The organism is Streptomyces sp. NPDC046909 (assembly GCF_040644695.1).
Classification (GTDB): domain Bacteria; phylum Actinomycetota; class Actinomycetes; order Streptomycetales; family Streptomycetaceae; genus Streptomyces.
Map to the genome: position 1 here is coordinate 112,038 of NZ_JBEYXC010000015.1, position 25,538 is coordinate 137,575.

Here is a 25,538-nt window from a genome sequence, read left to right on the forward strand (position 1 = left end):
ACACGACGGAAATCTACTCTCGGACGGGACATCCAAAATGCGAGGGGCACGCTGACAAGCGCGGCAATTGCGTTCCACCGGTGTGAGGTTCTGGTAACTCCCCTTTATTCCGGATGACTTCGTTCGGAAATTCCCGAGGGCTGGAGTTGTTCTCCACGGACAGTGGCGAGGTGTCGAGACCTCGGCGCCCGGCATGGAGGATGTCATGCCCGAGATGTATTTTCATGTGCGCTGGCCCGATGGTTTGAGGCAGCGCTGCTATTCCCCCTCCACGGTAATCGAGGACTATTTCGTTCCCGGCGGCCAGTACGCACTTCAGGAATTCGTCGAGCGCAGCCGTACGGCACTCGGTATCGCGGGGGAGCGCGTGAAGGAGAAGTTCGGCGCCGACGGGAGCACACGGTGAGCCCGGTGGCCCCGCTCGTCGGCTCGCACTATCCGGTGGCCGTGGTCGGCGGCGGTCAGGCAGGCCTCTCGATGAGCTACTGCCTCGGCCGGCGTGGTGTCGAGCACGTCGTCCTCGAGGCGAACCGGGTCGGGCACGAGTGGCGCGAGCGGCGCTGGGACTCCTTCTGCCTGGTGACCCCCAACTGGCAGTGCAGGCTGCCCGGTTATCCGTATCAGGGCGACGACCCGGACGGGTTCATGGTCCGCGACGAGATCGTCCGGTACCTGGAGGACTACGTCTCCTTCTTCCGGCCGCCACTGGTGGAAGGCGTGACGGTCACCCGACTGCGGCGCTCGCCGAGCGGAGTGTTCGAACTCTCCACCACAGCCGGGGACTTCACCGCCGATCAGGTGGTGGTCGCCACCGGCCCCTACCACACGCCCTCCGTCCCACCGATGGCCCAGCGCCTGCCCGACGGCATCACCCAGGTCCACTCCTCCCGCTACCGCAGCCCCGACCAACTCCCCGAGGGCGCCGTCCTCGTGGTCGGCACCGGCCAGTCCGGCTGCCAGATCGCCGAGGACCTCCACCTCGCCGGACGCCAGGTGCACCTGGCCGTCGGCAGCGCCCCCCGGGTGGCCCGCTTCTACCGCGGCCGCGACTGCGTGGCCTGGCTCGACGACATGGGCCACTACGACAAGTCCATCGACGAGTTCGACGACGCCGGCGCCGTGCGCATGCGGGTCAACCACTACGTCACCGGACGCGACGGCGGCCGTGACATCGACCTGCGCGCCTTCGCCCGCGACGGCATGCGGCTGTACGGGCGGCTGACCGCAATCACCGGTACCGACCTGGAGTTCGCCGACGACCTGAAGGTGAACCTGGACCACGCCGACGCCGTCGCCGAGGGCATCAAGGACGCCATCGACGCGTACATCGCCGCGCACGGCATCGACGCCCCGACCGAGCCCCGCTACGTCCCGGTCTGGGAGCCGAACGAGCAGCCACGCGAACTGGACCTGGAGGCCGCCGGCATCACCTCGGTGATCTGGTCGACCGGCTTCAGGCGCGACCACCGGTGGATCGAGACCCCCGTCTTCGACGGCCGCGGCTACCCGATGCACTGGCGCGGCGCCACCAGCACGCCCGGCCTGCACTTCCTCGGTCTGCCCTGGCAGTACTCGTGGGGCTCGGGCCGCTTCGAGGCGGTGGGCCGGGACGCCGAGTTCCTCGCGGACCACATCGACGCCTCGCGCCGCCTGGCCGACGTGTGCGGCACGCTCACCGGAGCCCCCAGCGAACTCGCCTCCGCCCTCCCGATCGGCTGAGGCACCATCACGCGGCTGAGGAACCACACCACGCGGTAGAGGAACCACACCATGGTCCACGACGCACACCGCCACATCGGCGTCCTGCCCGCCTATCCCTTCTACGGCGGCCCACCCGTCAACCCGGACACCACCGCCCGCGCCACCGTCAAGCAGCTCATCGCCGACCTGGACGCGGAGGGCACCGAACGGGCCCTGGTCATCCCCAACTACGGCGTCCCGGACCCCGCGATCGCCTTCTCCTTCAACGAGCTCGCGCTGGAAGCAGCGCAGAGCGACGACCGCATCCGTGCCGGACTGTGGGTGTCCCCACGCCCGGAGGACGCCCAACGCACCGAAGAAGCCCTCCAGTTGGCGGGCGAGCCCGGCGTCAAGGCCCTCAAGCTGAGCTTCCTCCTGGGCGGCCGCCCCACCGACCCCGCCTGCCGCCCCCAACTCGACCGCATCGTCGCCGAAGCCGCCCGGCACGGCCTCATCGTCCACGTCCACACCTCTCCCGGCGCCGCCTCCGACATCGACGAAGTCGGCCACCTCGTCGACTGGTATGCCGACCAAGTGCCCGTCCATCTCGTGCACTTCGGCGGCGGGATGAGCGGCCACATCAAGCTCGTCGGCTCCCGGTTCTTCGACTGGATCAGCGCCGGCAAGCGCGTCTACACCGACCTCTCCTGGGCCATCGGCTTCACTCCCCGCTGGCTGGCCCAGGAGATCGAGCGCCGCGGCATCGGCCACGACCGGGTGCTCTTCGCCAGCGACCAGCCATGGGGCGACTTCACCGGCGAGTACGCCCGCCTCGCCGAAGCCACCGGCGGCGGCCAACTCGGCGACCTGGTCTTCCGGGACACGTTCGCCACGCTCTACGACTGACCGACCCCGACCCCGACCCCGACTCCCAACTCCCGTCCCGTCCGCACAAGGAGACAGCCATGTCCGAATCCGCCGTCACCGCCGAACTCTCCGACGTCGAACAGAAGTCCCTCGACGAGATCCCGCACCCCTCGCTCCCCGAGGGCACCAGCATCTACGGCTCCACCAAGGTCTTCCCCGACTACCAGGCCGAGAACGGCGAGACCTACTTCACCCTCGTCCACGGCATCGCCCACGAGTCCTCGGTCTCCTTCGTCGCCGTCCTCCAGGCCACCCGCGCCCTGCGCAAGGGCTTCGAGACCGCGATCTATTTCTACGGCCCCGGCTCCCTCAACTGCCTGGCCACCCGCGGCTTCCCGACCACCGGCAACTCCGCCTTCCCCGGCGAGCACAACATCAACAACCAGCTCAAGACGTTCATCGCCGAGGGCGGCAAGGTCTACTGCTGCCGCTTCGGCCTCTCCCTGCACGGCGCCCGCGAGGAGGACCTCATCGAGGGCGTCATCCCCACCCACCCCCTGGACGTCCAGGACGCGCTGATCCACTACGCCCGCAAGGGCGCCATCATCAACTCCACCTACCAGCTGTAGGGAGCACGACGTGAGCGTTGGCACCGGAAACAGCGGTACGGCGGTGGACGTGCGGATCATGACCCGCGCCGAACTCGCCCTGCGCGGCGTCGCGTCGGACGCGCCCGTGCGGCGGCCGGACGGCGCGGGGCCCAGCGACGACGGACACGTCCTCGTCGACGGTGCCAACGCCGCGCTCCCACGGAACCCCCACAGCCCCTACTCCGTGCGCGACGGCAAGGTGTGGCTCGGCGACGAGGACACCGGCCTCACCTACACCGCCGTACACCGCCCGAGGTTCTACGACCTCACCACGGCCGACGGCATCCGCTACGAGCAGATCGCCCGCCTGCACGGCTCGGACGTCCTGGCCACCACCGTCGTACAGACCTGCATCCGCTACGCCGAGTCCGACCGCTGCCGCTTCTGCACCATCGAGGAGTCCCTGCGCTCCGGCGCCACCGTGGCCGCCAAGACCCCGGCACAGCTCGCCGAGGTCGCCGAGGCCGCCGTACGGCTCGACGGCGTACGGCAGATGGTGGTGACGACCGGCACCACCACCGGGCCCGACCGCGGCGCCCGCACCCTGGTGCGGTCGGTCCGGGCGGTGCTGGCGGCCGTGCCTGGTCTGCCGATCCAGGTGCAGTGCGAACCGCCCGGCGACCTCGCCTGGATCCGTGCCCTGCACGACGCCGGGGCCACCGCCATCGGCATCCACGTCGAGTCTCTCGACGACGAGGTGCGCCGACGCTGGATGCCCGGCAAGTCGACCGTCCCGCTGTCCGAGTACGAGGCAGCGTGGGACGAGGCGGTGCGCGTCTTTGGACCCAACCGCGTCTCCACCTACCTCCTCGTCGGACTCGGTGAGGATCCCGACGAACTCATCGCGGGCGCAGGCGAGTTGATCGACCGGGGGGTGTACCCCTTCGTCGTCCCGTTCCGCCCGATGAGCGGCACCCTCGCCGCCCGCGACGGCGTCCGGGCACCGAGCACGGAACTCCTGACGTACGTCACCGAGGGCGTCGCCGCGAAGCTGCGTGCCGCCGGGATGAGCGGCGCCGACCAGAAGGCCGGCTGTGCGGCCTGCGGCGCGTGCAGCGTGCTCCAGACAGCGGGCGGGTGAGCTCCGTGAACCTCGACGGCTCCGTGACCGTGCCGACCGTGGACGCTCCACAGGACATCCTGGCCCTGCTGGGCGACCGCAACACACTCGCCCGCCGGCCCGCCTTCCACATCCAGGAGGCGGACGGCACGGCGGACATGGCCGCCTACCGGGAGCTGCGCCGCGCCGCCTTCGTCCAGGAGCAGGAACTCTTCGCTCACCACGACCTGGACGACCACGACGCCGACCCCCGGACCGTCGTCCTGGTCGCGAAGGACCCGGAGGGCACCGTGGTGGGTGGGGTGCGCCTCGGCCCGGTCGACCACGCCCCCGACCTCGGCTGGTGGCAGGGCGGCCGCCTGGTCGTCGCCCGCAGGGCCCGCGGCCCGCACGGCATCGGCGCGGCGCTGGTCCGGGCCGCCTGCGCCCGGGCGGAGGCGGAGGGCGTGCTGCGCTTCGACGCGACCGTCCAGACGCGCAACGAGGTGCTGTTCCGGCGGCTCGGCTGGCAGCGGGTGCGGGACACGACGGTCGCGGACGTGCCGCACGTCCTGATGCGCTGGCCGATCGGCTGCATCGCCGCCCTCGCGGCGGCAACAAAGTCCCCCCTAGGACCGCTCCTCACCGCACTGGCCCCGCCCCCGGGCTTCGTCGGCGACGACGGCGCACCCGTCCCCGGCACTGATGTGATCGCGGCGTGCGACGCGATCGTGCCGTCCATGGTCGAACGCGACCCCGAGTGGGCGGGCTGGTGCGCAGTCCTCGTGAACACCAACGACCTCGCCGCGATGGGCGCAGCCCCGCTCGGGGTGCTGGACGCGCTGGGCGCCCGCGACGCCGCGCACGCAGCCCGGGTCCTGGCCGGACTGGCCGGCGCAGCACAGGCGTACGACATCCCGGTACTCGGCGGACACACCCAACTCGGCGTCCCGGCCTCCCTGTCGGTGACCGCGCTCGGCCGCACGGACCGGCCGGTGCCCGGTGGCGGCGGCCGCCCCGGACACGCCGTACGCCTCACGGCCGACCTCGGCGGGGGTTGGCGCCCGGGCTACCGGGGCCGCCAGTGGGACTCGACCAGCCACCGCCGTACGGACGAACTGCGCGCCATGACCGGCGCGGTGGCCGCCGCACAGCCCGCCGCCGCCAAGGACGTGTCCATGGCGGGCATCGCCGGCACCCTCGGCATGCTCGCCGAGGCGAGCGGCTGCCGGGCGGTGCTCGACGTGGCCGCCGTGCCCCGGCCGGAGGCCGCGACCGTGGGGGACTGGTTCACCTGCTTCCCGGGCTTCGCGATGCTCACGGCCGACGAGCCGGGCGCACCGCCCCTGCCCGCCGGGCCCGCCACGGGTGCGGTGTGTGGGGAGCTCACCGAAGGAGAAGGCGTCGGGCTGCGCTGGCCCGACGGAGAGATCACCGAAGCGGTCATGTCCACCGTGACCGGGATGGGGACCGCCGCATGACCGCCCTGCGCATGGCCGCCGTCGCCGCCGAGTTCGGCCGCGACCTGGAGGAGGACTTCCAGATCGCCGAACGGCTGATCAAGGAAGCCCGGGAGGAGGGCGTACGCCTGCTGGCGCTGCCCGAGGCATGCCTCGGCGGGTATCTGCTCAGCCTCGACGACTCCGCCGAACTCGACGAGGGGCCGCCCGCGCTCGCCCTCGACGGCCCCGAGATCCGCCGACTGGCCTCCCTGGCAGGGGAGATGACGGTCGTCGCCGGATACTGCGAAGCGGCAGCCGAAGCCCGCTACAACAGCGTCGTCTGCGTCACCGGCGACGGTGTCCTCGGCAACCACCGCAAGGTCCACCAGCCACTCAGCGAGGACGCCAGCTACTCCTCCGGTGACCGCTTCCACGCTTTCGACACGCCGGTCGGCCGCATCGGCATGATGATCTGCTACGACAAGGCGTTCCCGGAGTCCGCCCGCGCGCTCGCGCTCGACGGCGCCGAGATCGGGGTCTGTGTCTCCGCGTGGCCGGGATCCCGTACCAACGCGGCCGCCGACCTCGTCAACGACCGCTGGAAACGCCGCTTCGACCTGTTCGACCGGGCTCGCGCGCTGGAGAACCAGATCGTGTGGCTGTCGGCCAACCAGGCGGGCACGTTCGGGTCGCTACGCTTCGTCGGCAGCGCCAAGGTCGTCGACCCCGGCGGCGAGATCCTCGCCGACACGGGCGTCGCGGCGGGCGTCGCCGTCGCCGAACTGGACGTCGTACAGGCACTGGAGACCGCCCGACGGTCGATGGGACACCTGCGCGACCGGCGGCCCGAGACCTACGACGTACCCACGGGAGCAGTCAGCGCATGAGCACGATCCGGATCGCGGCCGCGGCCGCCCACTTCGGCCGCGACCTGGAGTTCGACCTCGCCCGCATCGCCAAACTCATCGACGACGCGCGCGCCTCCGGCGCCGGACTGCTGGTCCTGCCCGACGCCGCGCTCGGCGGCTACCTCGCCGACCTGCGCCACCCGGACCCCGACGCCCTGCCGCCGGCTCTGAAGCCGGACGACCCGCTGATCCTCCAAGTCGCCCGCCTGGCCGCCGAGATGGTGGTCTGCCTCGGCTACTGCGAGGACGGCGGCGACGAGCGCTACAACGCCGCGGTCTGCGTCAGCGGCGACGGGGTCCTCGGCCGCCACCGCAAGGTCCACCTGCCGGCCGGCGAGGTCGCCGCCTACGCGCCCGGGGACCGCTTCGACGCCTTCGACACCCCCGTGGGCCGCATCGGCATGCTCATCGACTACGACAAGACCTTTCCCGAGTCGGCCCGTTCGCTGGCGTTGGACGGCGCTGAGATCCTCGCCTGCCTCTCCGCCTGGCCCACGTCCATCACCAACCGTGCCCCGCGCATGGCCCAGGACCGCCAGGCCAAGCTCTTCGACCTGTACGACCAGGCCCGCGCCGCGGAGAACCAGGTCGTCCTCGCCTCCTCCAACCAGACCGGCGCCATGGGCGGCATGCGCTTCCTCGGCCAGTCCAAGGTGGTCGGCCCAGGCGGTGACATCCTCGCCCGCACCTGGTCCAAGGCCGGCCTCGCGGTCGCCGAGATCGACGTCGCCGAGGAGATCGACCGCGCCCGCCGCATCCTGCGCCACCTCGACGAACGCCGGCCCGACGCCTACCGGGAGACCCCGTCGTGAAGATCGCTCTGCTGAGCTACTCCACCAAGCCGCGCGGCGGCGTCGTCCACACCCTCGCCCTCGCCGAGGCGCTCGCAGCGGCCGGGCAGGACGTCACGGTGTGGACGCTGGGCCGCGGCGGAGACGCGGGCTTCTTCCGGCCGGTCGATCCCGCCGTACGACTGCGGATCGTGCCGTTCCCGGACGGCCCGCCCGAGGAGACCGTCGGCGAACGGATCCTGCGTTCCATCGCCGTCCTGGGCACGGCTTTCGAACTCTCCGCGGCGGCGTACGACATCGTCCACGCCCAGGACTGCATCAGCGCCAACGCGGTCGGCGGCCGCTGCATCCGCACGGTCCACCACATCGACCACTTCACCACCCCCGAACTGGCCGCCTGCCACGAGCGGGCCATCGTCGAGCCGTACGCGCACATCTGCGTGTCGGCGGCCGTCGCCACGGAACTGGCCGACGGCTGGGGCATCGAGGCGGCGGTCATCCCCAACGGTGTGGCCTACGACCGTTTCGCCACCACCGAGCGGGCCACCCGCGCGAACTGGCGTGCCCGTCTGGGTCGTTACGTCCTCACCGTCGGCGGCATCGAGCCGCGAAAGGGCTCGCTGGACCTGCTGGAGGCGTACGCCCTGCTGCGCTCCGCACACCCGGACGTACGGCTGGTGATCGCGGGCGGTGAGACCCTCTTCGACTACCGCGACTACCGGGCCCGCTGGGAGGCCCGGGCAGCCGAACTCGCCGTCGAACCGGTCGTGTTGGGCCAGGTCACCGAGGATGAGCTGCCGCCTCTGGTGGCCGCCGCCTCCGCATTCGCCTTCCCGTCCGTCAAGGAGGGCTTCGGCCTGGCCGCGATGGAGGCACTCGCCGCGGGAGTTCCGCTGGTCGTCCGCGATCTGCCCGTACTGCGCGAGGTGTTCGACAGCGCCGCCCGTTTCGCCACCAGCCACCAGGACCTGGCCACCGAGCTCAGCGCCGCGCTCACCGACGACACCCCCGCGCGCCGGGCGACAGGCCGCCGACTCGCCGCCCGCCACACCTGGACCACCGCTGCCGAACGCCACCTGGCGTTCTACGGCTCTCGGCTGAGAGGCGCCGAGTATCCCGGACAGGACTCCATCGGGAATTCGGGTACACAGTCGTAACGTCACCCGTGGTGGGCGAAGGCGCGTTGGCCGACACGCGGCGGATGCAGTGGAGCGCACGTCGACTTGGCGAGGCAACCCGTCCTAGCAGGTCACGGTGAGGGGCTTCGGCGATGGTCGTCGTCGCGCTCGTCGATGGCGTGCAGGACGCGTTGGCCGATGTGGCCGAGTTGTCTGACCTGTGCCCTGGTCAACGGGTCGAACACCAGTCGGCGGACTTCCGCGACATGGCCGGGTGCGGCGCTGACGATCTTCTCGTACCCGTCGTCGGTGAGGGCGGCGAGGGTGTAGCGGCCGTCGGCCGGGTCGGGGCGGCGCCGGGCGTAGCCCTTGCGTTCGAGGCGGGCCACGACCTGGGAGAGCCGGGGGAGCGAGCCCTCGGCGAACGCGGCGAGGGCGCTCATGCGCAGTTCCCGCTGCGGTGACTCCGACAGTGCGGCCATCACCCCGTACTCGAAGTGCGTCAGCCCCTCTTCGCGTAGTTGTGAGTCGAGCGCGTGTTCAAGGCGCCGCATGAGGCCGACCAGGCCGAGCCAGGCACGACGTTCCTCCTCGTCGAGCCAGCGCGGCGTCTCGTCGACCGGTGCGTTCGTCATGCCCTCCACTGTACCGACACTTAAGTCTTGAAGTGAATCCATGTCGCCTTTACTTGCATCGTTAAGTCATTGTCGCTACTTTCAACTTAACGCTTTAACTGACTGCCCGGTGCTGTGAGCAGCCTCGCTGCCGGCTGCCCCGGCCGGCTGCCCGTCCCCACCCGATGCCAGACACCCGATCCGGAGAATCCCCATGAGCCACCAGCTCGCCACCCGTCCGGCCCGCCGCGGCGGCCTTGTCGTCGCCGGCGGTCTGATCGGCACCGCGGCCGTCGCCGTCGCCCTCAACGCCGTCGTCGCATGGGCGGCCCACGCCGCAGGCGCCTCGGACGATTTCCAGCCGCTCCAACTGTCCGCCTACGCACCCCTCACCGTGTTCGGCGTGCTGGTCGGTGCTGCCGCCTGGGCGATCGTCCGCGCCCGCTCGGCGAGCCCTTCCCGGTTGCTGCGCGTTCTCGTGCCCGTCGTCGTCGTTGTCAGCCTGATCCCGGACGTCATGGTCGGCGTCTCCGACAGCCGGGCCGGCACCAGTTGGGGGGCCGTGGTCGCCCTGATGGTCATGCACGTCGTGGTTGCCGCCGTCGCCGTCCCCGCCTACCGCCGATTTCTTCCGCTCCCCGCCGACCAGGACTGACCTTGCCCGCCGCAGCGTGCCCCATGCCGCCTGCCGCAGCCGAGTTGGGGGCATCCTGCATAATCCTCGCGTGCCCGACACACCCGTCCCGATACCTTCGGGTTCCGTTCCCGCCGGCGCCCCCGCCTGGCTCTCCGCCGATGCCGCCCGCTGGGTTCGAGCCCGTCCCGCCTCCTGGGCTCGGCCTTTGTGGTCCGTGTCGGCGTTGTTGCTGAGTGTGGCCTGGGCGATCGCGGTGGAGCCGGAACCTGTGTGCAGCGAGGCGGCGCCGTGCGGTCCCGACTGGGGTGGCGCGGTGCAGATGGGCCTGGCGGTCGGTCTTCTGTACTGGCTCGCCCGCGTGCCGGAACTCGCGCTGATCTGCGCGCCCGCGCTGGCAGTCATTGTGCCAATGGGAGAGTTGCCCGGCGCCGGCGGAGCGTCTCAGGCCGCGAACATCACCGTGATCGTCGCGCTTGTCTTCGGCTGGGCCGGGGCGTGCGAGCGGCTGGCCGCCCGGTCCCGACAGCGGCGGCTCGCCGAGCAGGCCTCCGGAACACGGCATCGACTGCCCGGGCCCGCGGGCCCGCTCGGACGGGGGGTGATCCCGACAGCCGCCGCGCTGGTGCTGTGCGCGATGGCCGTCGGCTCCGTCGTTCTGGGGCTGCGCGGCATCCGCGCGGACGACCACCATGCCGTCCGGGCTGTGCGTATCACGGGGACGGTGGTCAGCCGTGGTGAGGACTGGGTGCGTGTCCGTACTGATGACGCACGGCGGCTCACCGTCGACGCGGCGTACCCCGAGGACTACCGCATCGGCAGCACTGTGGCCGTGCTGGAGGACGGCTCATGGCGCCGCCTCGTGGCCGAACCGTACGATGCCGTCGGCTGGCAACTGCTGGCCGCGGCCGCCGCGCTGCCCGGCCTCTCCCTGCTCACCGCGGGCGTCTTCGCCCGTCGACGTGCCGCGGCGCTGCGGCGTGGACCAGTGCCCGCCCTGCAAGTGCTGGAGCGCCTCGACCAGGACGGCCGGACCTGGGTCTACGCGGCCGACGACGCTGCGGGCCGCGTCCCCCTGTTCGGTTGCCTCTGTGTGGCCATGACGGTGGACGAGAACAGATCGGGGGACTCCGAGGGCGCGGCGGTTGTCGAGTGGGACGACGAGCACATCCCCGTCCTCGACGTGCGGTTGCGCGAGGCCGTCATGTTCGGCGCACCGCATGACGGCGGCGAACTGGTCTTCGTCACGACCCGCGATGACGGAGATCCGGTCCTGATACGCACCGTCGGCCCCGTCCGGCCGCCCAAGCCGCGCAAGGGGCCCGCCTCGAAGGTGCGCGCGGTCGGCAGTACGTGGGCACTGTCCCAGGAGCGAGTGGACGAAGTCGCCGCAGTCATGACACCGGCGGGTCGTTCCCTGCGCTGGGGACCGGGAGCCGTGGCCCGCGCGGGCGGGCTCGCTCTCCTCGCGGTGGCAGTGACCGGCGCAGGGTTCTTCGCCCATGACACGGCGGCCAACGGAATCGGCTGGCACAGCGTCCTTCTCCTGGGGATGTTGTGGTGGATCGGTCCGGCCGCCGTCCAGCTCAACTGGCGTGTCACCGCGGATCGCACGGGCCTGTGGCTGACCGGAGCGTGGACTGTGCGGCACTTTCCCTGGGAACAGGTGAAGGGCGCTCGATACACCCGGGAGGGCAGCATCGAGTTCAGCCACATGGGCGGTAGCACGTGGCAGCTGCCCGGCCTGGGCATACCAAGGGCCGAACGACTCCTGCGACGGCACCCGCCGTACGTGCGCATGGTGGAAGAGGTCACCGCTCTGCACCTCCACCCGCAACTGCGCCCCGTCGAATCCAGCCCGCCACGCGAGCACGGATTGCCCCTCGGTCCCGCGCTACTTGTACTCGTCGGCCTCGCTGCCGCAATCTCCTACACCCTCATCGGGTGAGTGAACCGCGGCGTGCATCAGCGGACCGTGTGTGCTCCCTGAACAAGGGCAGGCCACCGCGCAAGTCTCCCTGGTGAACGGCCAGTTCAACCGGAGGAGCGCGCGATGGCCTTGTCCCAGTCTGAGCGGGTGTGGACGTGAGGTCAGGCTGCCCGCGATGGAGTCAGAGAGTCGTGCAGGCTGCGCTGTTGAGGGTGTAGGCGGTCGGCGCGGCCGTGTTGCCGGTGTGGGTGGCCTGGAAGCCGATGGTCACGGAGGCGCCCGGTGCGATGGTCGCGTTGTGGGAGACGTTCTTGGCGGTCACCTGGCCGGAGGTCGGGGAGTAGTCGGCGTTCCAGCCGGAGGTGATGGTCTGGCCGGCGGGCAGGGTGAAGGCCAGTGACCAGCCGTCGATCGTGGTGGTGCCGGTGTTGGTGATGGTGAGGTTCGAGGTCAGGCCGCTGTTCCAGGCGCTGATGGTGTCGGTGACGCGGCAGGAGGCGGTTCCCGGTGACGGGTCGGTGGTCTGGAACTGTGAGAAGAACTTCCATACCTCGCCCGGCACCCAGCTCCTGCCGCTGTCCCCGGGGGCTCCGTCCTGCGGGGCGGCGATGTGTCCTTCGTCGAACGCGGCCCAGGCGACGGGGTGTCCGGCTGAGCATCCCGTGTAGGTGGTGACCCGGTGGGTCAGGCTGCCCTGCGCGGGTTCGGGCGGGTTCTGGGGAGTGCAGCCGTTGTTCTGGACGAACTTGTCCCGCATGGCCCGTCCGCCGGAGATGCTCAGGACGTTGTCCCTGAGTCCGTGCACTCCGAGGTAGGCGATGGGCTGGGTGCCGCCGCTGCAACCGCTGAGCTGTCCGCCGCTCTGGACCGCGACGGCGCGGAAGACGGTGGCGCGGGAGCAGGCCAGGGAGTACGACATGGCGGCGCCGTAGCTGAAGCCGAGGGCGAAGCGTTGCGTGGTGTCGACGCAGAGGTCCGCCTCGATCCGGCGGATCATGTCGTCGACGAAGGTGATGTCCTCGCCGCCGGAGTTGGCCCAGCCGTTGTTGAGGCCTTGCGGGGCGACGAAGACGGCGCTGTTGTTCGCCAGCCGCTGGAGTCCGTAGTAGGCCCAGGTGCCCGTCTCCACGGTGCGTCCGGTGGACACGTCCGTGGAGGTGCCGCCCAGCCAGTGGAACCCGAAGATCAGTCGGTGGGCGTGGTTGCGGTCGTAACCGTCCGGGACGCGCAGGATGAAGGTACGGTTCTTGCCGCCGCTCTGGATCGTGTAGGTGCCGCTGGTCAGGGTGGGGGTCTTGCCGCAGCCGGGGCTCGTGGCCGCGGCCACGGTGCGCTGGGGTGCGGTGTCCGTGGCGGCGGCGGTGGGCCGGGTGCTCTCGGTCTGGCCGCGGCCCAGTGCGGTGCCGCCCAGGCTCAGGACGACCAGGACCGCGACCACGGCGGACCGTAAGAGGGTTCCCGTCCTCGTCGTTCCCGTCCTCGTCATTCCTGTCCTCGTCATGAAACTCCTCCTCATGAAGCGTCGTTGCTCATGCGCGGGACCACTTCTGGTTGGCCTGGCCGTTGCACGTCCACAGGACCAGCGGGGTCCCGTTGGCGGTGGCGGCTCCGTTGGCGTCGAGGCACAGTCCGGAGAGGGCGTTGCGGATCGTTCCGTCGGAGCCGACGGTCCACTTCTGGTTGTTCTGGCCGTTGCAGGGCCAGGTGATGACGCGGGTGCCGTTGGTGGTGCCCTGGTTGTAGGCGTCGAGGCACTTGTCGCCGTAGACGCGGATCTCGCCGCCCGTCCAGGTGGTCCACAGCTGGTTGGCGGCGGTGTGGCAGTCCCACAGCAGCGCCGTGGCCCCGGCGGCGGTGGAGGCGTTGTCGACGTCCACGCAGCGACCGGAGGCGGTGCCGCGCAGGCGTGAGGTGGTGGCGGTCAGCTGGCTGCCGCCGGTCACCCGGTACACGGCGACACCGTGCGCGGGGACGCTCGCCGAGATCTGGCCGGAGGTGCTGGACGTGCCGCCGGTCCACAGGTCGGTGAGGGTGAATGGCTCGCCGGACAGGCCGACTTGGGCGGGCGTCGCAGTCACCGTCGCGGTGCTGTCGCCGCGGTTGAACAGGCCCACGGCGACCGAGCCGTCGGCCAGGGGCTTGGCGAAGACCTCGGTGGCGCCGTCGTCGCGCACCCGGCGTCCGCCCGCGCCCAGCGTGTCCTGGTTCACCGCCAGCAGGCGCGGGTTGCGCAGGATGGCGCTGACGTCGGCGGACATGCTGCGGATGTCGTTACCCGCCATGAGCGGCGCGCTCATGAGTGCCCACAGTGCGAAGTGGGAGCGGGACTCGGTCAGCGACAGACCGGGTCGGCCGACGACGAGCATGTCGGGGTCGTTCCAGTGGCCCGGGCCCGACTGCGCGGCCAGGGGTGCGGTGACGTCCAGGACGTTGCCGACGCCCATCGGGTAGCTGTTGGTGTTGCCGTTCTGCCAGATGTCGAGCAGGTCCTCGGTGGTCCGCCACAGGTCGGCGACCTCGCCCCAGTTGTACGTGGCGCCGGTGATGGCGTGGAAGCTGTTGGGGTTGATGCTGTAGACGATCGGCCGCCCGGTGGCACGCAGGGCGTCGCGCATGAGCGTGAACCGCGCGACCTGCTCGTCACGGGTGCCGCTGGAGGAACACCAGTCGTACTTGAGGTAGTCGACGCCCCACGAGGCGAACGTGGCGGCGTCCTGGGCCTCGTGGCCCTGGCTGCCCGTCGACCCGGGATAGGCGCCGGTGCCCTGCGCGCAGGTGCGCTCGCCGGGCACCTGGTAGATGCCGAACTTCAGGCCCTTGCCGTGGATGTAGTCCCCGAGGGCCTTCATCCCGCTGGGGAACTTGGTCGGGTTGCCGCGCAGGTTGCCCGCCGCGTCGCGCTGCGGGTCGAACCAGCAGTCGTCGACCACCACGTAGCGGTAGCCGGCGTCCCGCATGCCCGAGGACACCATCGCGTCGGCGGCCTGGCGGACCTGGGTCTCGGTGATCCCGCAGCCGAAGCTGTTCCAGCTGTTCCAGCCCAACGGCGGGGTGAGCGCCGGGCTGCCGGGCGCGGCCGAAGCCGTGGAGTGAGCGGCATTCGTCGCGGCCGCGGTGAGGGTCAGCGCGAGGGTCGCGAGGAGGCGGAGCAGTCGTCCGCCTGACCGTCTGGGCACGAAGGGCTCCTTCACAGGGGTTCGATGTCACGTTCGATGTCACGTCCATGACATGAGACGGAAGCGAGAGATTGTGGTTCGAAATTTCGAGAACCATTCGGAAAGCAGGGCCTCACGGATACTAGGGAGGCCGTCGAGCATGTCAACACCCGTCACCGTATTGCTTCTTCGTTCCAGCCGCTCATGGCGGCATATCCGCACCATCTGCGCAAATAGCCCGCGGTGACATGGGATCAAAAGTCTCCGAATGTTTCGAAGTGAACGGCGATTCATGCGAGAGGTATTGACGGGGTTCACCGGCCTCCTATCATCCTGAATGCTCGACAAGCCGATCCATGTTCGACATATCGCATACAGCCGTGGGCTGCAGAAGGAGAACCTCATCCATGGATATGTCATGGGCACACCAAGCTTGGCCTCGTCGACGCGCGCTGACGGCCGCCGCCGGTCTGGCCGCCGGTGCCCTGATCCCACCGACGGCGTCCCCCGGCTCCGCCTCCGCGGCCGCGGCGACCTTCACGAACCCGGTGATCTGGCAGGACTTCGCGGACGTCGACGTCATCCGCGTCGGCGACACCTACTACGCCTCGGCCTCGACGATGCACTACTCGCCGGGCGCACCCGTCCTGCGCTCGTACGACCTCGTCAACTGGGAGATCGCCGGCCACTCGGTGCCCGCGCTCGACTTCGGCGCCAAGTACGACCTGAACGGCGCCCGTGGCTATGTCCGGGGCATCTGGGCATCGTCACTGGCCTACCGGCCGAGCAATCGGACCTTCTACTGGCTCGGTCAGATCGACTTCGCCAGGACGTACGTCTACACCGCCACCGCCGCCGAGGGGCCGTGGGCCAGGCACACCACGATCAACACCCCTTACTACGACGCGGGGTTGCTCGTCGACACCGACGACACCCTCTACGTGGCGTACGGGAACACCACCATCAGCGTGGCCCAGCTCTCGCCCGACGGCCGCAACCAGGTCCGCACCCAACAGGTGTTCACCACACCGTCGAGCGTCGGCACACTGGAGGGCTCCCGCTTCTACAAGATCAACGGGCAGTACTACATCTTCCTGACCCGCCCGGCCAACGGCCAGTACATCCTCAAGTCGTCGAGCGGCCCCTTCGGTCCGTACACGATGCGTCAGGTCCTGCTCGACCTGCGCGGACCGATACCCGGCGGCGGGGTTCCCCACCAGGGCGGACTCGTGCAGACGCAGAACGGCGCCTGGTACTACCTGGCCTTCGTCGACGCCTACCCCGGCGGCCGGATGCCCGCCCTGGCACCGATCACCTGGACGTCGGACGGCTGGCCCGTCGTCCAACTCGTCGACGGTGCGTGGGGATCGACGTATCCCAGCCCCGTCGTGCCGCCGCCTCCCCGCCAGGTCACCCCCATGACCGGCGTCGACACCTTCGACGGCACGACCCTCAAACCGCGATGGGAGTGGAACCACAACCCGGACAACACCAAGTGGTCGGTGAACAACGGCCTGACGCTGCGCACCGCGACCGTCACCAACGACCTCTACTGGGCCCGCAACACCCTCACCCACCGCATCCAGGGCCCCACCTCCACCGCCACGGTCCTCCTCGACCACTCCGCGATGCGCGACGGCGACCGGACCGGACTCGCGTTGCTGCGTGACTCCTCCGCCTGGATCGGCCTCAAGCGCGACGGCGGCACCACACGCCTGGTGATGGTCAACGGGCTGACCATGGACGGCAACTGGAACACCACCGGCACCGGAACCGAGGCCGCGAGCGCGCCCGTCCAGGGCCCCCGCGTCTGGCTGCGCGCGAGCGCGGACATCCGCCCCGGCTCGGCACGCCCCGGCACCTTCTCCTACAGCACCGACGGCACCACCTTCACCCGCCTCGGACCCGCCTTCTCGATGGGCAACGACTGGCGGTTCTTCATGGGCTACCGGTTCGCCCTCTTCAACCACGCCACACAGGCACTCGGCGGCGCCGTCCGCGTCACACGGTTCGACCTGTCCACGCCCTGACCGGCCGGAAGATCGCACACCCCACCCCCCCACTCCTCCGTACGAGGAGAAGGGCGAACGAGCGCTTCCTGTGGGAGCGCTCCCACACCCCGAAACCCCCCTACCAGGAAACCGAGGTCCTGTGATGAGCCGCAGACTCCGCACCCTGGCGGCAGCGCTCTGCGCCCTGCCGCTGGCGCTCGCCGCCGCACCGTCCGCACAGGCGGCCGACCCCACCACCATGACGAGCGGGTTCTACGTCGACCCCAACTCCACGGCGAAGCGATGGGTGGCCGCCAACCCCGGCGACGGCCGCGCCCCCGCGATCAACTCCGCCATCGCCAACACCCCGATGGCCCGCTGGTTCGGCTCCTGGAGCGGCACCATCGGAACCGCCACCGGGGCCTACGCCGGAGCGGCGGACCAGGCCGACAAGCTGCCTATCCTCGTCGCCTACAACGTCTACAACCGCGACTACTGCGGCGGCCACTCCGCCGGCGGAGCCACCTCACCGTCCGCCTACGCGAGCTGGATCGCCCAGTTCGCCGGCGGGATCGCGAACCGCCCGGCCGTCGTCATCCTGGAACCGGACTCCCTCGGCGACTACGGCTGCATGAACCAGGCCCAGATCGACGAACGCGAGGCCATGCTCACCGGCGCCCTCGGCGAGTTCAGCCGCCAGGCCCCCAACACCTGGGTCTACATGGACGCCGGCAACCCCGCCTGGACGAACGCGGCGACCATGGCCCGGCGCCTCCACGAAGCCGGCCTCCGCCAGGCCCACGGCTTCTCGCTCAACGTCTCCAACTACCTCACGACCGGCGAGAACACCGCCTACGGCGACGCCGTCAACCGTGAGCTGAGCGCCCGTTACGGCTACACCAAGCCCTTCGTCGTGGACACCAGCCGCAACGGCAACGGCTCCAACGGCCAGTGGTGCAACCCCTCCGGCCGCCGCATCGGCACCCCCACCCGGTTGGGCGGAGGCGCCGAGATGCTCCTGTGGATCAAGACGCCGGGGGAGTCGGACGGGAACTGCGGCATCGGCGCCGGTTCCAGGGCCGGGGACTTCCTCCCCGAGGCGGCCTACAAGATGATCTACGGTTACTGATCCCGACGGACGGAGGGCGCCGAACGTGGCTCGGCGCCCTCCGCTTTCCCCCGTCGGCACGTCAGCTACGACCAGGGCAGGACCAGCGCGCCCCAGGCGAGGACGGGGCCGAACGCGACGATGCCGCTCGTGTAGCCGATGACCTGGCGGTAGAAGCGGCGGGTGTCCACGCCGCGGGCGTTGCTGAGGACCAGCGCTCCGTTGGTCGAGAAGGGAGAGGTGTCGACGATCGTCGTGGAGACGGCGAGCGCGGCGATCAGGCCCGCGGCGCTGAGATGGCTGGACAGCAGCAGCGGTACGGCGAGCGGGATGATCGCGGTGAGGATCGCCGTGGAGGAGGCGAAGGCGGAGGTGACGGCCACGGTGAAGCACAGCAGCAGGGCGACGACGAGCGGGGCGCCCAGGTCGGCGGCGTGCTCGGAGATCTCCTCGATGATGCCGGCCTTCTCCAGCATCGCGATGTACGTCATCATGCCCGCGACCAGCAGCAGGGTGGACCAGCTGACGCCGTCCACGGCCTTCTCCTGCCGCTTCATGTCCACCAGGGCCAGCAGAGCGCCTGCGGCCAGCGCGAGGAAACCGATCTCCAGGTGGAAGCCGAGCGCACCGACGACGAGGGCCACCAGGGAGCCGAGGGTGAGCCACTGCCGCCAGTCCGGCCTGCCGCCGACGGCGAGATCCTCGTCGTCGGCGGCCTGTACGGCGTCCTCGGCCAGCGGGGCGGGACGCTTGGCGAGCAGGACGTAGGTGAGGACCGCGAGCACGAGGTTGATCACGAAGCTGGCGCTGAACAGCGCCACGGCCGAGACATGCACGTCGGTCTTGTCGACGAGGCCCAGCACCAGCGCACCGGAGACGGCCAGTGGGGAGAACGCGCCCGCGTGCCCGCCGCTGATCACTATCATGCCGACGACCAGCGGGTTGAGCTTGTAGCGGTAGGCGAAGTTCATACCGATCGGCGCGAGGATCGCCACCGCGGCCGGCGTGAACGTACCGAACGCCGTCAGCAGGGCGGCCACCAGGAACAGCACCCAGGGGATGAACTCGACCTTGCCGCGCACCAGCCTGACCCCGGCCGCGACCAGCCAGTCGATGGTGCCGTTGCGACGGGCGACGGAGAACAGGTAGGTGACTCCGACGATGGTGACGAAGAGCTTCGCCGGGAACCCCTCGAAGATCTCGTCCTCGGTGAGGCCGAGCGAGGCGGTCCCGACCGCGAAAGTGGCGACGAACGCGAGGATGCCCAGGTTGATCGGCAGCACGGTGCCGACCACGAACATCACCAACAGGGCGCCTATGGAGATCACTTCAACAGACATCTTTGTCCTTGGTGCGGTGGGGACGGGATGGCGCGCCCCGAGGGCGCGAGGGTAGCGCGGCGGGGAGCCGGCGTGACAGGGGAAGCTCCGGCGCGGTTCAGGCGGCCTGCGGGTGGCCTCCCTGTGGTACGTAGATCCGGGCATCGGCGAGCAGACGGGCCGCGCGCTGCACGGTGACCCGGTGCGGCAGACCGTCCCGTACGTCGGTGCAGCGGACCGCGACGACACCGGCGGGCGTGCCGAGGCGCAGCCACTCGTCCTTCGGGCCGCCCGTGATCCGGGAGACCACGGACCCCTCCCGGAGCCCGGCTGCCGCGACGGCGACGGCCGAGGTCAGGCCGATGGCGGGGTGCGGGGCGTTCATGCTGAGCATGCGCACCGACACGTCGTAATCCTCGGCACCGACCGGTTCACCGAGCGTGGTGGTGTACGGCACCGGCGGGCCGACCAGGCCCACCTTGGGCACCGCGTCGCCCGGTTCCTCGCCCGGCCGGAGCAGCCCCATCAGGGGTGCGGCGGCATGACGGACGGTGCGCAGCCAGGGGACGTCCGCGCTGATCTGCTCCAGTGATTCGGCACCGGTACGCCCGGCACCGGCGGCGTCGACGAGGACGACCGGAGCGCCCGCGGCCACCATGCTCACGCGGAGCGGCTCGGCGGCGCCGACCCGCAGATCCTGCGCGGCCCGGCCGGTGGGGAGGAGCAAGCGGTCGGTGTCATTGGCGGGGTCGCGGAAGGTGAGGCCGACCGCGACTCCGCCGGCCCGGGTGCCGGGTACGGTCTGGCTGCCGAAGTGGCGCACCATGCCTCCCCGGGTGTCGACGATCCCTTCGAGGACCGCGCCGGTATTGGTGTTGCGCATCACCACGCGGGTCTGGTCGCCGGTGACCGGAACCAGTCCCTTGGTCACTGCGTACAGGGCGACGCCGGTGGCGCAGTTGCCGCAGTTGCTCGTCCACTCCACTGAGCCTGTGCCGATGCCGACTTGGGCGAAGAGGTAGTCGACGTCGATGCCGGGCTGCGGTGAGGCACTGACCACGGCCGCCTTGGAGGTGGTCGGGGTCGCCCCGCCCACCCCGTCCAGTTCCACGGGATCGGTGGCGCCGTACGCGGCGACCAGAAGCCTTTCGAGGTCTCCGCGGTCGGCGGGGACATCGACCTGGTTGAACAGCCAGCACTTGCTTGTGCCGCCACGTACCAGGGTCGCGGGAATGTGCACGTCTGAGGCTCTTCCTGGATCAACGGAGGTAGGGGAAGGGGCCGAGGCGGTGGTTACAGGCGCATGTCGGGCCGGTGAACCGCTCGGCGACTGCGCAGACCTTCGCAGAGGTGTGACTTGGGAACAATCGCAGTTCGCTTCACCTGGGTTTAGCTCAGCTAAAGTCACTGGCATGCTCAATGTGCGCCGTCTGCTGCTGCTCACCGAGGCCACGGAACGCGGTTCGCTCACGGCCGCGGCGGAGGCCCTCGGCATGACGACCTCCGCCGCCTCCCAGCAGATGTCCCTGCTGGAGCAGGAGGCGGGCCAGCCCCTGATCGAGCGGCTGCCCCGCGGTATCCGCCCCACCCCGGCGGGCGCCGCGCTGGCCGAACGCGGTCAGGCCATCCGCCGGGAGCTGCGTGCCGCCCAGGCCGACCTGGACTCCTTCACCGCCCTCGACCAGGGCACCTTGCGCCTCGGTTCCTTCCCCACGGCGAGCGCGTCGCTGCTGCCGCTCGCGCTCACCCGTTTCCGACGGCGCCACGCCGGCATCCGCATCGAGGTGCGCGCCGGAGTCCTCGCGGAGCTCAGGGAGATGCTGCACACCGGTGAGGTGGACCAAGGGCTGCTCTGGGACTACGAGTGGAACCGCCTCGACGATCCGGCGCTCGCCCTCACCCACCTGCTGGACGACCCCACGGTGCTGGTCGTCCCCGCCGACTCGCCCCTGCGCACCCATCCCTCCGTACGCCTCGGCGACCTCGCCGACCAGGAGTGGATCATCCGCGCCGACAACCATCCCGTGGCCGACGTCCTGCGCCGCAGCTGCCGCCAGGCGGGGTTCGAGCCGCGTATCGCCTACTCCTCGCACGACTACCAGGAGGCGCAGGCCATGGTCGCGGCCGGCCTCGGCATCGCGCTCGCCCCCCGCCTGGCGCTCACCAGCCGCCGCAGCGACGTACGCCTCCTGCCGTTCGCCTCCGACGTCCCGGCCCCCACCCGCCGCATCCTCCTCGCCCGCGCCGCCGCCCGCCCCGCCACCCCGCCCGCCCAGGCGATGGCCCGCGTCCTGCGCACGGTGGCACAGAAATTCGCCGCCCCGGACCTGCACCGGGCCCAACTGGGGGCGGTCCGGCGGGGCTGACGGAGCGACGACGCCCCGCGCCTCCGGGAAGATCAACGCCCGCACTCACCGGCTTCCGGGGCGGTGGCGGCTGCCCGTCCCCGGCAATGTTCCCCCTGCCTTCGCAGCGATCCGGGAGTGCACGGCGTGACCGTCTAGTCCTGCGCCTTGCCTCCGGTGATGCGGGACAGGGCCAGGGCGACGAGGATGATTCCGCCGTTGAGGGCGCCGATCCACTGGGCGGGGACACCGCCGAGGGTGAGGACGTTCTGGATCAGGAACAGCAGCAGGATGCCGGTGAACGCGCCGAAGACCGTGCCCTTGCCGCCGTTGAGGCTGATGCCGCCGATGACGGCGGCGGCGAACACGGTGAAGATGTAGCCGTTGCCCTGGGCTGAGGCCACCGAGGCCAGGCGGCCCGAGAGCAGCAGGCCGCTCAGCGCGGCGAGGACACTCGCGGTGACGATGACGATCCACAGCACGCGGTCGGTGCGGATACCGGCGGCCTTCGCCGCGTCGACGTTGCCGCCGATCGCGTAGAGGGAGCGGCCGAAGCTGGTGAAGCCGAGCACGACGATGCCGATGGCGAAGAGGATCAGGCAGATCCACACCGAGGCGGGCATGCCGAGCCACTGGGTGGTGCCGAGGTAGAGCATCGACTCGGGCAGCTGGAAGAAGGTCTGGCCGCCGGAGATGCCGGTCAGGATGCCGCGCAGCACGATCAGCATGCCGAGCGTCACGATGAAGCCGTTGAGCCCGAACCGGATGATGAACAGCGCGTTCACCACGCCGATGAGGAGGCCGACCGCCAGGGTGACGGGGATTGACCAGCCGCCGGGCAGCAGTCCGACGCCGTGTGCCGCGCCCGCCGGGACGGTGAGCCAGGCCGCGACGCCGGGGGCGAGCCCGACGGTGGACTCCAGGGAGAGGTCCATCTTCCTGACGATGAGCACCAGCGTCTGGGCGAGCACCAGCAGGGCGATCTCGGACATGGTCTGCAGCACGTTGATGAGGTTGTCGGGCTGCAGGAACACCGGATTGACGAGCTGGCCGACAATCCCCATGACGATGATCGCGGGGATGAGCGCCAGGTCCCGCAGCCGGGCGAAGGCCAGCCTCCGCCCGGCCGAGCCGGTGGTGGCCGGCTGCTCGCTCGCGGGGTCCGGCGGGCCGTCGTGGGGACTCCTCGCGGCGGCCGCGGTCGCGCTCTCAGACATCGAGGTCCACTCCTTCCATGGCGGCCACGAGCTCGTGGTCGTGCCAGCCGCGGGCCTTCTCGGCCACTACTCGGCCCTGGAACATCACCAGGACCCGGTCGCACATGCGCAGGTCGTCGAGTTCGTCGGAGGCGATGAGCACCCCAGTGCCCGACTCGGCGATCTCCTCGACCTTGTCGAGGAGGAACTCCTTGGACCGCACGTCGACGCCGGCGGTCGGACTGATCAGGACCAGCACCTTCGGGTCGCTGGCCAGGGCGCGGGCCATGACGACCTTCTGTTGGTTGCCGCCGGAGAGCCCGGAGACGGGCAGCTCGGGCCCCGGTGTCTTGATCGCCAGGTTCTCGATCATGGAGCGGGCGTAGGTGTCCCGGCGGCGTCCGTCGATGAAGCCCGGTGGCCCGAGCCGTTCGGGGATGGTGAGCGTGCCGTTGTCCGCGATGGACATCTCCGGTACGTAGCCCTGGTGGTGGCGGTCCTGCGGGACGAAGCCGGCGCCGGCCTTCAGCGCCGCGGGCACGCTGCCGGGCCGTGGCCGCTCCCCGGCGATCCGCACCGTGCCGGCGTCGGCGGCGCGCAACCCGACGACCGTCTCGGCCACTTCGATGCGGCCGCTGCTCGCCGCACCGGCGAGACCGACGATCTCCCCGCCGCCGATGCGCACGGACACGTCCTCGTAGGTCCCGGTGAGCGTCGCGTCCTCCACGACGAGCACCTCGGGGGACGGGGTGTCCGTGGCGCGGCGGCGGGCCCGGGCGGTTTCGGTGGCGCCCTCGCCGGTCATGGCGGCGACCAGTTCGGCGCGGGGCAGTTCGGCGACCGGGGCGGTCAGGATGTGGCGGGCGTCGCGGAACACCGTGACCGTGTCGCAGATCTCGTAGATCTCCTGGAGGTGGTGGCTGATGAACAGGAAGGTCACGCCCTGCCGTTGCAGGTCCCGGATGCGGGCGAACAGCCGGTTGATCGCGGCCCCGTCCAGCTGTGCGGTGGGTTCGTCGAGGATGATGAACCGGGCCCCGAAGGACAGGGCGCGGGCGATCTCCAGGAACTGCCGCTGTTCGACGTCGAGTTCGCCCGCCGGGGTGCGCACGTCCACGTCGACCGACCAGGTGTGCAGCAGCTCGCGTGCCCGGTGGCGCACGGTCCGCCAGCTGATCAGGCCGCCGCGGCCGCGGTCGTGCCGGTTGAGGAAGAGGTTCTCGGCGACCGTCAATTCGGGGATGACGGTGGACTTCTGGTACACGCAGGCCACCCGCTGCCGCCAGCCGTCCCGGTCCGCGAGCCGGGGCGCCGGCTCGCCGTTGAAGGTGACCGTGCCCTCGTCCGGGGCGTGCAGACCGGTGAGGATGGACACCAGCGTGGACTTGCCCGCGCCGTTGCGCCCGACGAGTGCGTGGGTCTGCCCGGGGCTGATGGTGATCCGGGCGTCGCGCAGCGCCACCGTGGATCCGAACCGCTTCGTTATCCCCGCCGCCTGGGCGACGGGCGCAGCCGTAGACATGTCTGCCGATCGCCTTCCGGTCAGCTGAGGTTGTTGCCCCACAGGGATTTGTCCTCGCTCTTGAGGCTGGGGACCCCGCCGTAGGTGCCGCCGTCGGCCGTCACCAGGGGAGCGGACAGCTGGTCCTCCAGAAGGCCCTCGCGGACCTGGATGATCGTGCTGTCGTGGTCGGTCCTGCCGGGCTTGAACGTCTTGCCGTCGATCGCCGCCTTCAGGTAGGAGAGGGCGTACTTGGCGTACAGGTCGGCCGGCTGGGAGACAGTGGCGTCGATCTTGCCCGCGGCGATGTCCTTGAGTTCCTCGGGGATGCCGTCGTTGGAGACGACGAACACGTGCTTGTCGTCCTTGGGGTCGACCAGCAGGCCCTTCTGCTTGAGCACCTGCAAGGTGCCGGAGAGCGCGAAACTGGACTGCATGTAGACGCCCTTGATGTCCGGGTGGGCGGTCAGGTCGGTCTGGAGTTTCTGCGCGGCGACGGCGCCGTCCCAGTTGGTGGCCTCGCCGAAGACCTTGATGTCCGGGTAGTTCTTCTTCATGCAGTCGTTGAACGCCTCCGTGCGGTCACGTCCGTTGACGGAGGCGAGATCGCCCTGGAGCATGACGACCTTGCCCTTGCCGCCCAGCTTCGTCCCCAGGAACTGGCAGGCCTTCTCGCCGTAGGCGCGGTTGTCCGCGCGGACGACCATGTACACGTTGCCGGTGTCGGGGCGGGTGTCCACGGAGACGACCGGGATCTTCTTCGCCTCCAGCTGCGCCAGGGTGGGCGCGATGGCGGCGGTGTCCTGCGGCGCCATCGCGACGCCCTTGACGCCCTGGCTGATGAACGTCTGGACGTCAGCGGTGAGTTTGGCGACGTCGTTCTGCGAGTTGGTGGTCTTCAGGTCGAGTTTGAGTTCCTTGGCGAACTGCGGCGTGTACTTGATGTACGAGTTCCAGAAGTCGGTGTCGGAGCGCGGGTAGTCGACGCCGACCACGGTGGAACCGCCGCCCGAGGCCGACGCGGATCCCGAACCACCGCAGGCGGTGAGTGCGGGGACGGACAGGGCGGCGAGGGCGCCGAGACAGGCGTACCGGGTGAACCTGAGCTGCATCTCGCTCTCCTTGCTGACGGGCTGCGTGCGGGACCGGGCGTGCGGTGGTGCAGGTGCGTGTCGCGTGGGGGAGGCGAAACAGGACGAGAGAGGCGGAAGAGGGATCGGGGCGAGGAAGGTGGGGGAGCCGGGGTCGGC

General features: G+C 70.4%; 22 protein-coding genes. 14 read left to right on the top strand and 8 right to left on the bottom strand.

Annotated elements, in window-relative coordinates:
* The first annotated feature begins 205 nt into the window (after positions 1–205).
* From ABZ928_RS38760 to ABZ928_RS38800, 9 genes are read left to right on the top strand one after another with little or no spacing between them, the layout of a single operon-like run.
* Positions 206–406 (top strand): MSMEG_0570 family nitrogen starvation response protein, encoded by a 201-nt coding sequence (locus ABZ928_RS38760; RefSeq protein ID WP_361529449.1) that lies wholly within the window; start codon positions 206–208, stop codon positions 404–406.
* Positions 403–1,719 carry an MSMEG_0569 family flavin-dependent oxidoreductase gene (locus tag ABZ928_RS38765; RefSeq protein ID WP_361529452.1) on the top strand — a complete coding sequence of 439 codons (1,317 nt, stop codon included), beginning with the start codon at positions 403–405 and terminating at the stop codon, positions 1,717–1,719. Before ABZ928_RS38760 ends, ABZ928_RS38765 begins: the two co-directional genes overlap by 4 nt.
* Positions 1,720–1,770: 51 nt before the next feature.
* A complete protein-coding gene (locus ABZ928_RS38770; protein WP_361529455.1) occupies positions 1,771–2,586 on the top strand; it encodes an amidohydrolase family protein in 816 nt (271 codons plus the stop codon).
* Between the two features lie 59 nt (positions 2,587–2,645).
* Positions 2,646–3,176, top strand: coding sequence for an MSMEG_0572/Sll0783 family nitrogen starvation response protein (locus ABZ928_RS38775; RefSeq protein WP_097259534.1), 531 nt, complete (start codon positions 2,646–2,648; stop codon positions 3,174–3,176).
* 10 nt (positions 3,177–3,186) lie between these two features.
* Positions 3,187–4,278, top strand: coding sequence for an MSMEG_0568 family radical SAM protein (locus ABZ928_RS38780; RefSeq protein ID WP_361529459.1), 1,092 nt, complete (start codon positions 3,187–3,189; stop codon positions 4,276–4,278).
* Positions 4,275–5,717 carry an MSMEG_0567/sll0787 family protein gene (locus tag ABZ928_RS38785; RefSeq protein WP_361529462.1) on the top strand — a complete coding sequence of 481 codons (1,443 nt, stop codon included), beginning with the start codon at positions 4,275–4,277 and terminating at the stop codon, positions 5,715–5,717. The genes ABZ928_RS38780 and ABZ928_RS38785 overlap by 4 nt, the downstream gene beginning before the upstream one ends.
* On the top strand, positions 5,714–6,565 hold the full coding sequence (locus tag ABZ928_RS38790; RefSeq protein ID WP_361529465.1) for a carbon-nitrogen hydrolase family protein: 852 nt from the start codon (positions 5,714–5,716) through the stop codon (positions 6,563–6,565). The genes ABZ928_RS38785 and ABZ928_RS38790 overlap by 4 nt, the downstream gene beginning before the upstream one ends.
* Positions 6,562–7,398: a carbon-nitrogen hydrolase family protein gene (locus ABZ928_RS38795; RefSeq protein WP_361529468.1), complete on the top strand. Its 837-nt coding sequence runs from the start codon at positions 6,562–6,564 to the stop codon at positions 7,396–7,398. The genes ABZ928_RS38790 and ABZ928_RS38795 overlap by 4 nt, the downstream gene beginning before the upstream one ends.
* Positions 7,395–8,534 (top strand): MSMEG_0565 family glycosyltransferase, encoded by a 1,140-nt coding sequence (locus tag ABZ928_RS38800; RefSeq protein WP_361529471.1) that lies wholly within the window; start codon positions 7,395–7,397, stop codon positions 8,532–8,534. The genes ABZ928_RS38795 and ABZ928_RS38800 overlap by 4 nt, the downstream gene beginning before the upstream one ends.
* Positions 8,535–8,626: 92 nt before the next feature.
* Here ABZ928_RS38800 and ABZ928_RS38805 read toward each other — a convergent pair whose 3' ends face one another.
* Positions 8,627–9,130 (bottom strand): MarR family transcriptional regulator, encoded by a 504-nt coding sequence (locus tag ABZ928_RS38805; protein WP_361529474.1) that lies wholly within the window; start codon positions 9,128–9,130, stop codon positions 8,627–8,629.
* A 193-nt stretch (positions 9,131–9,323) separates the two neighbouring features.
* On the opposite strand from ABZ928_RS38805, the gene ABZ928_RS38810 reads away from it, so the two are divergent.
* On the top strand, positions 9,324–9,764 hold the full coding sequence (locus ABZ928_RS38810) for a DUF6069 family protein (protein ID WP_361529477.1): 441 nt from the start codon (positions 9,324–9,326) through the stop codon (positions 9,762–9,764).
* A 70-nt stretch (positions 9,765–9,834) separates the two neighbouring features.
* Positions 9,835–11,691: a hypothetical protein gene (locus tag ABZ928_RS38815; protein ID WP_361529480.1), complete on the top strand. Its 1,857-nt coding sequence runs from the start codon at positions 9,835–9,837 to the stop codon at positions 11,689–11,691.
* A 163-nt stretch (positions 11,692–11,854) separates the two neighbouring features.
* Here the strand turns inward: ABZ928_RS38815 and ABZ928_RS38820 are convergent, their stop codons facing one another.
* Positions 11,855–13,159 (bottom strand): cellulose binding domain-containing protein, encoded by a 1,305-nt coding sequence (locus ABZ928_RS38820; protein ID WP_361529870.1) that lies wholly within the window; start codon positions 13,157–13,159, stop codon positions 11,855–11,857.
* Between the two features lie 43 nt (positions 13,160–13,202).
* On the bottom strand, positions 13,203–14,849 hold the full coding sequence (locus ABZ928_RS38825; protein ID WP_361529483.1) for an RICIN domain-containing protein: 1,647 nt from the start codon (positions 14,847–14,849) through the stop codon (positions 13,203–13,205).
* A 386-nt stretch (positions 14,850–15,235) separates the two neighbouring features.
* Here ABZ928_RS38825 and ABZ928_RS38830 point away from each other — a divergent pair, with 386 nt between their 5' ends.
* Together ABZ928_RS38830 and ABZ928_RS38835 are read left to right on the top strand one after the other, a co-directional pair.
* On the top strand, positions 15,236–16,858 hold the full coding sequence (locus ABZ928_RS38830; RefSeq protein WP_361529486.1) for a glycoside hydrolase 43 family protein: 1,623 nt from the start codon (positions 15,236–15,238) through the stop codon (positions 16,856–16,858).
* 124 nt (positions 16,859–16,982) lie between these two features.
* A complete protein-coding gene (locus ABZ928_RS38835; RefSeq protein ID WP_361529489.1) occupies positions 16,983–17,948 on the top strand; it encodes a glycoside hydrolase family 6 protein in 966 nt (321 codons plus the stop codon).
* Positions 17,949–18,013: 65 nt separating this feature from the next.
* On the opposite strand, the gene ABZ928_RS38840 is transcribed toward ABZ928_RS38835, so the two are convergent.
* Together ABZ928_RS38840 and ABZ928_RS38845 are read right to left on the bottom strand one after the other, a co-directional pair.
* A complete protein-coding gene (locus ABZ928_RS38840) occupies positions 18,014–19,267 on the bottom strand; it encodes an SLC13 family permease (RefSeq protein WP_361529492.1) in 1,254 nt (417 codons plus the stop codon).
* A gap of 97 nt (positions 19,268–19,364) precedes the next feature.
* Complete coding sequence (locus ABZ928_RS38845; RefSeq protein ID WP_361529495.1) at positions 19,365–20,486, bottom strand: PrpF domain-containing protein; 1,122 nt, start codon at positions 20,484–20,486, stop codon at positions 19,365–19,367.
* A gap of 172 nt (positions 20,487–20,658) precedes the next feature.
* On the opposite strand from ABZ928_RS38845, the gene ABZ928_RS38850 reads away from it, so the two are divergent.
* Positions 20,659–21,612 carry a LysR family transcriptional regulator gene (locus tag ABZ928_RS38850; RefSeq protein WP_361529498.1) on the top strand — a complete coding sequence of 318 codons (954 nt, stop codon included), beginning with the start codon at positions 20,659–20,661 and terminating at the stop codon, positions 21,610–21,612.
* A 134-nt stretch (positions 21,613–21,746) separates the two neighbouring features.
* Here ABZ928_RS38850 and ABZ928_RS38855 read toward each other — a convergent pair whose 3' ends face one another.
* From ABZ928_RS38855 to ABZ928_RS38865, 3 genes are read right to left on the bottom strand one after another with little or no spacing between them, the layout of a single operon-like run.
* Positions 21,747–22,808: an ABC transporter permease gene (locus ABZ928_RS38855; RefSeq protein WP_361529501.1), complete on the bottom strand. Its 1,062-nt coding sequence runs from the start codon at positions 22,806–22,808 to the stop codon at positions 21,747–21,749.
* Positions 22,801–24,309, bottom strand: a complete 1,509-nt coding sequence (locus ABZ928_RS38860; RefSeq protein ID WP_361529504.1) for a sugar ABC transporter ATP-binding protein — start codon at positions 24,307–24,309, stop codon at positions 22,801–22,803. Before ABZ928_RS38860 ends, ABZ928_RS38855 begins: the two co-directional genes overlap by 8 nt.
* 20 nt (positions 24,310–24,329) lie before the next feature.
* A complete protein-coding gene (locus tag ABZ928_RS38865; RefSeq protein WP_361529507.1) occupies positions 24,330–25,400 on the bottom strand; it encodes a sugar ABC transporter substrate-binding protein in 1,071 nt (356 codons plus the stop codon).
* Positions 25,401–25,538 lie beyond the last annotated feature (138 nt).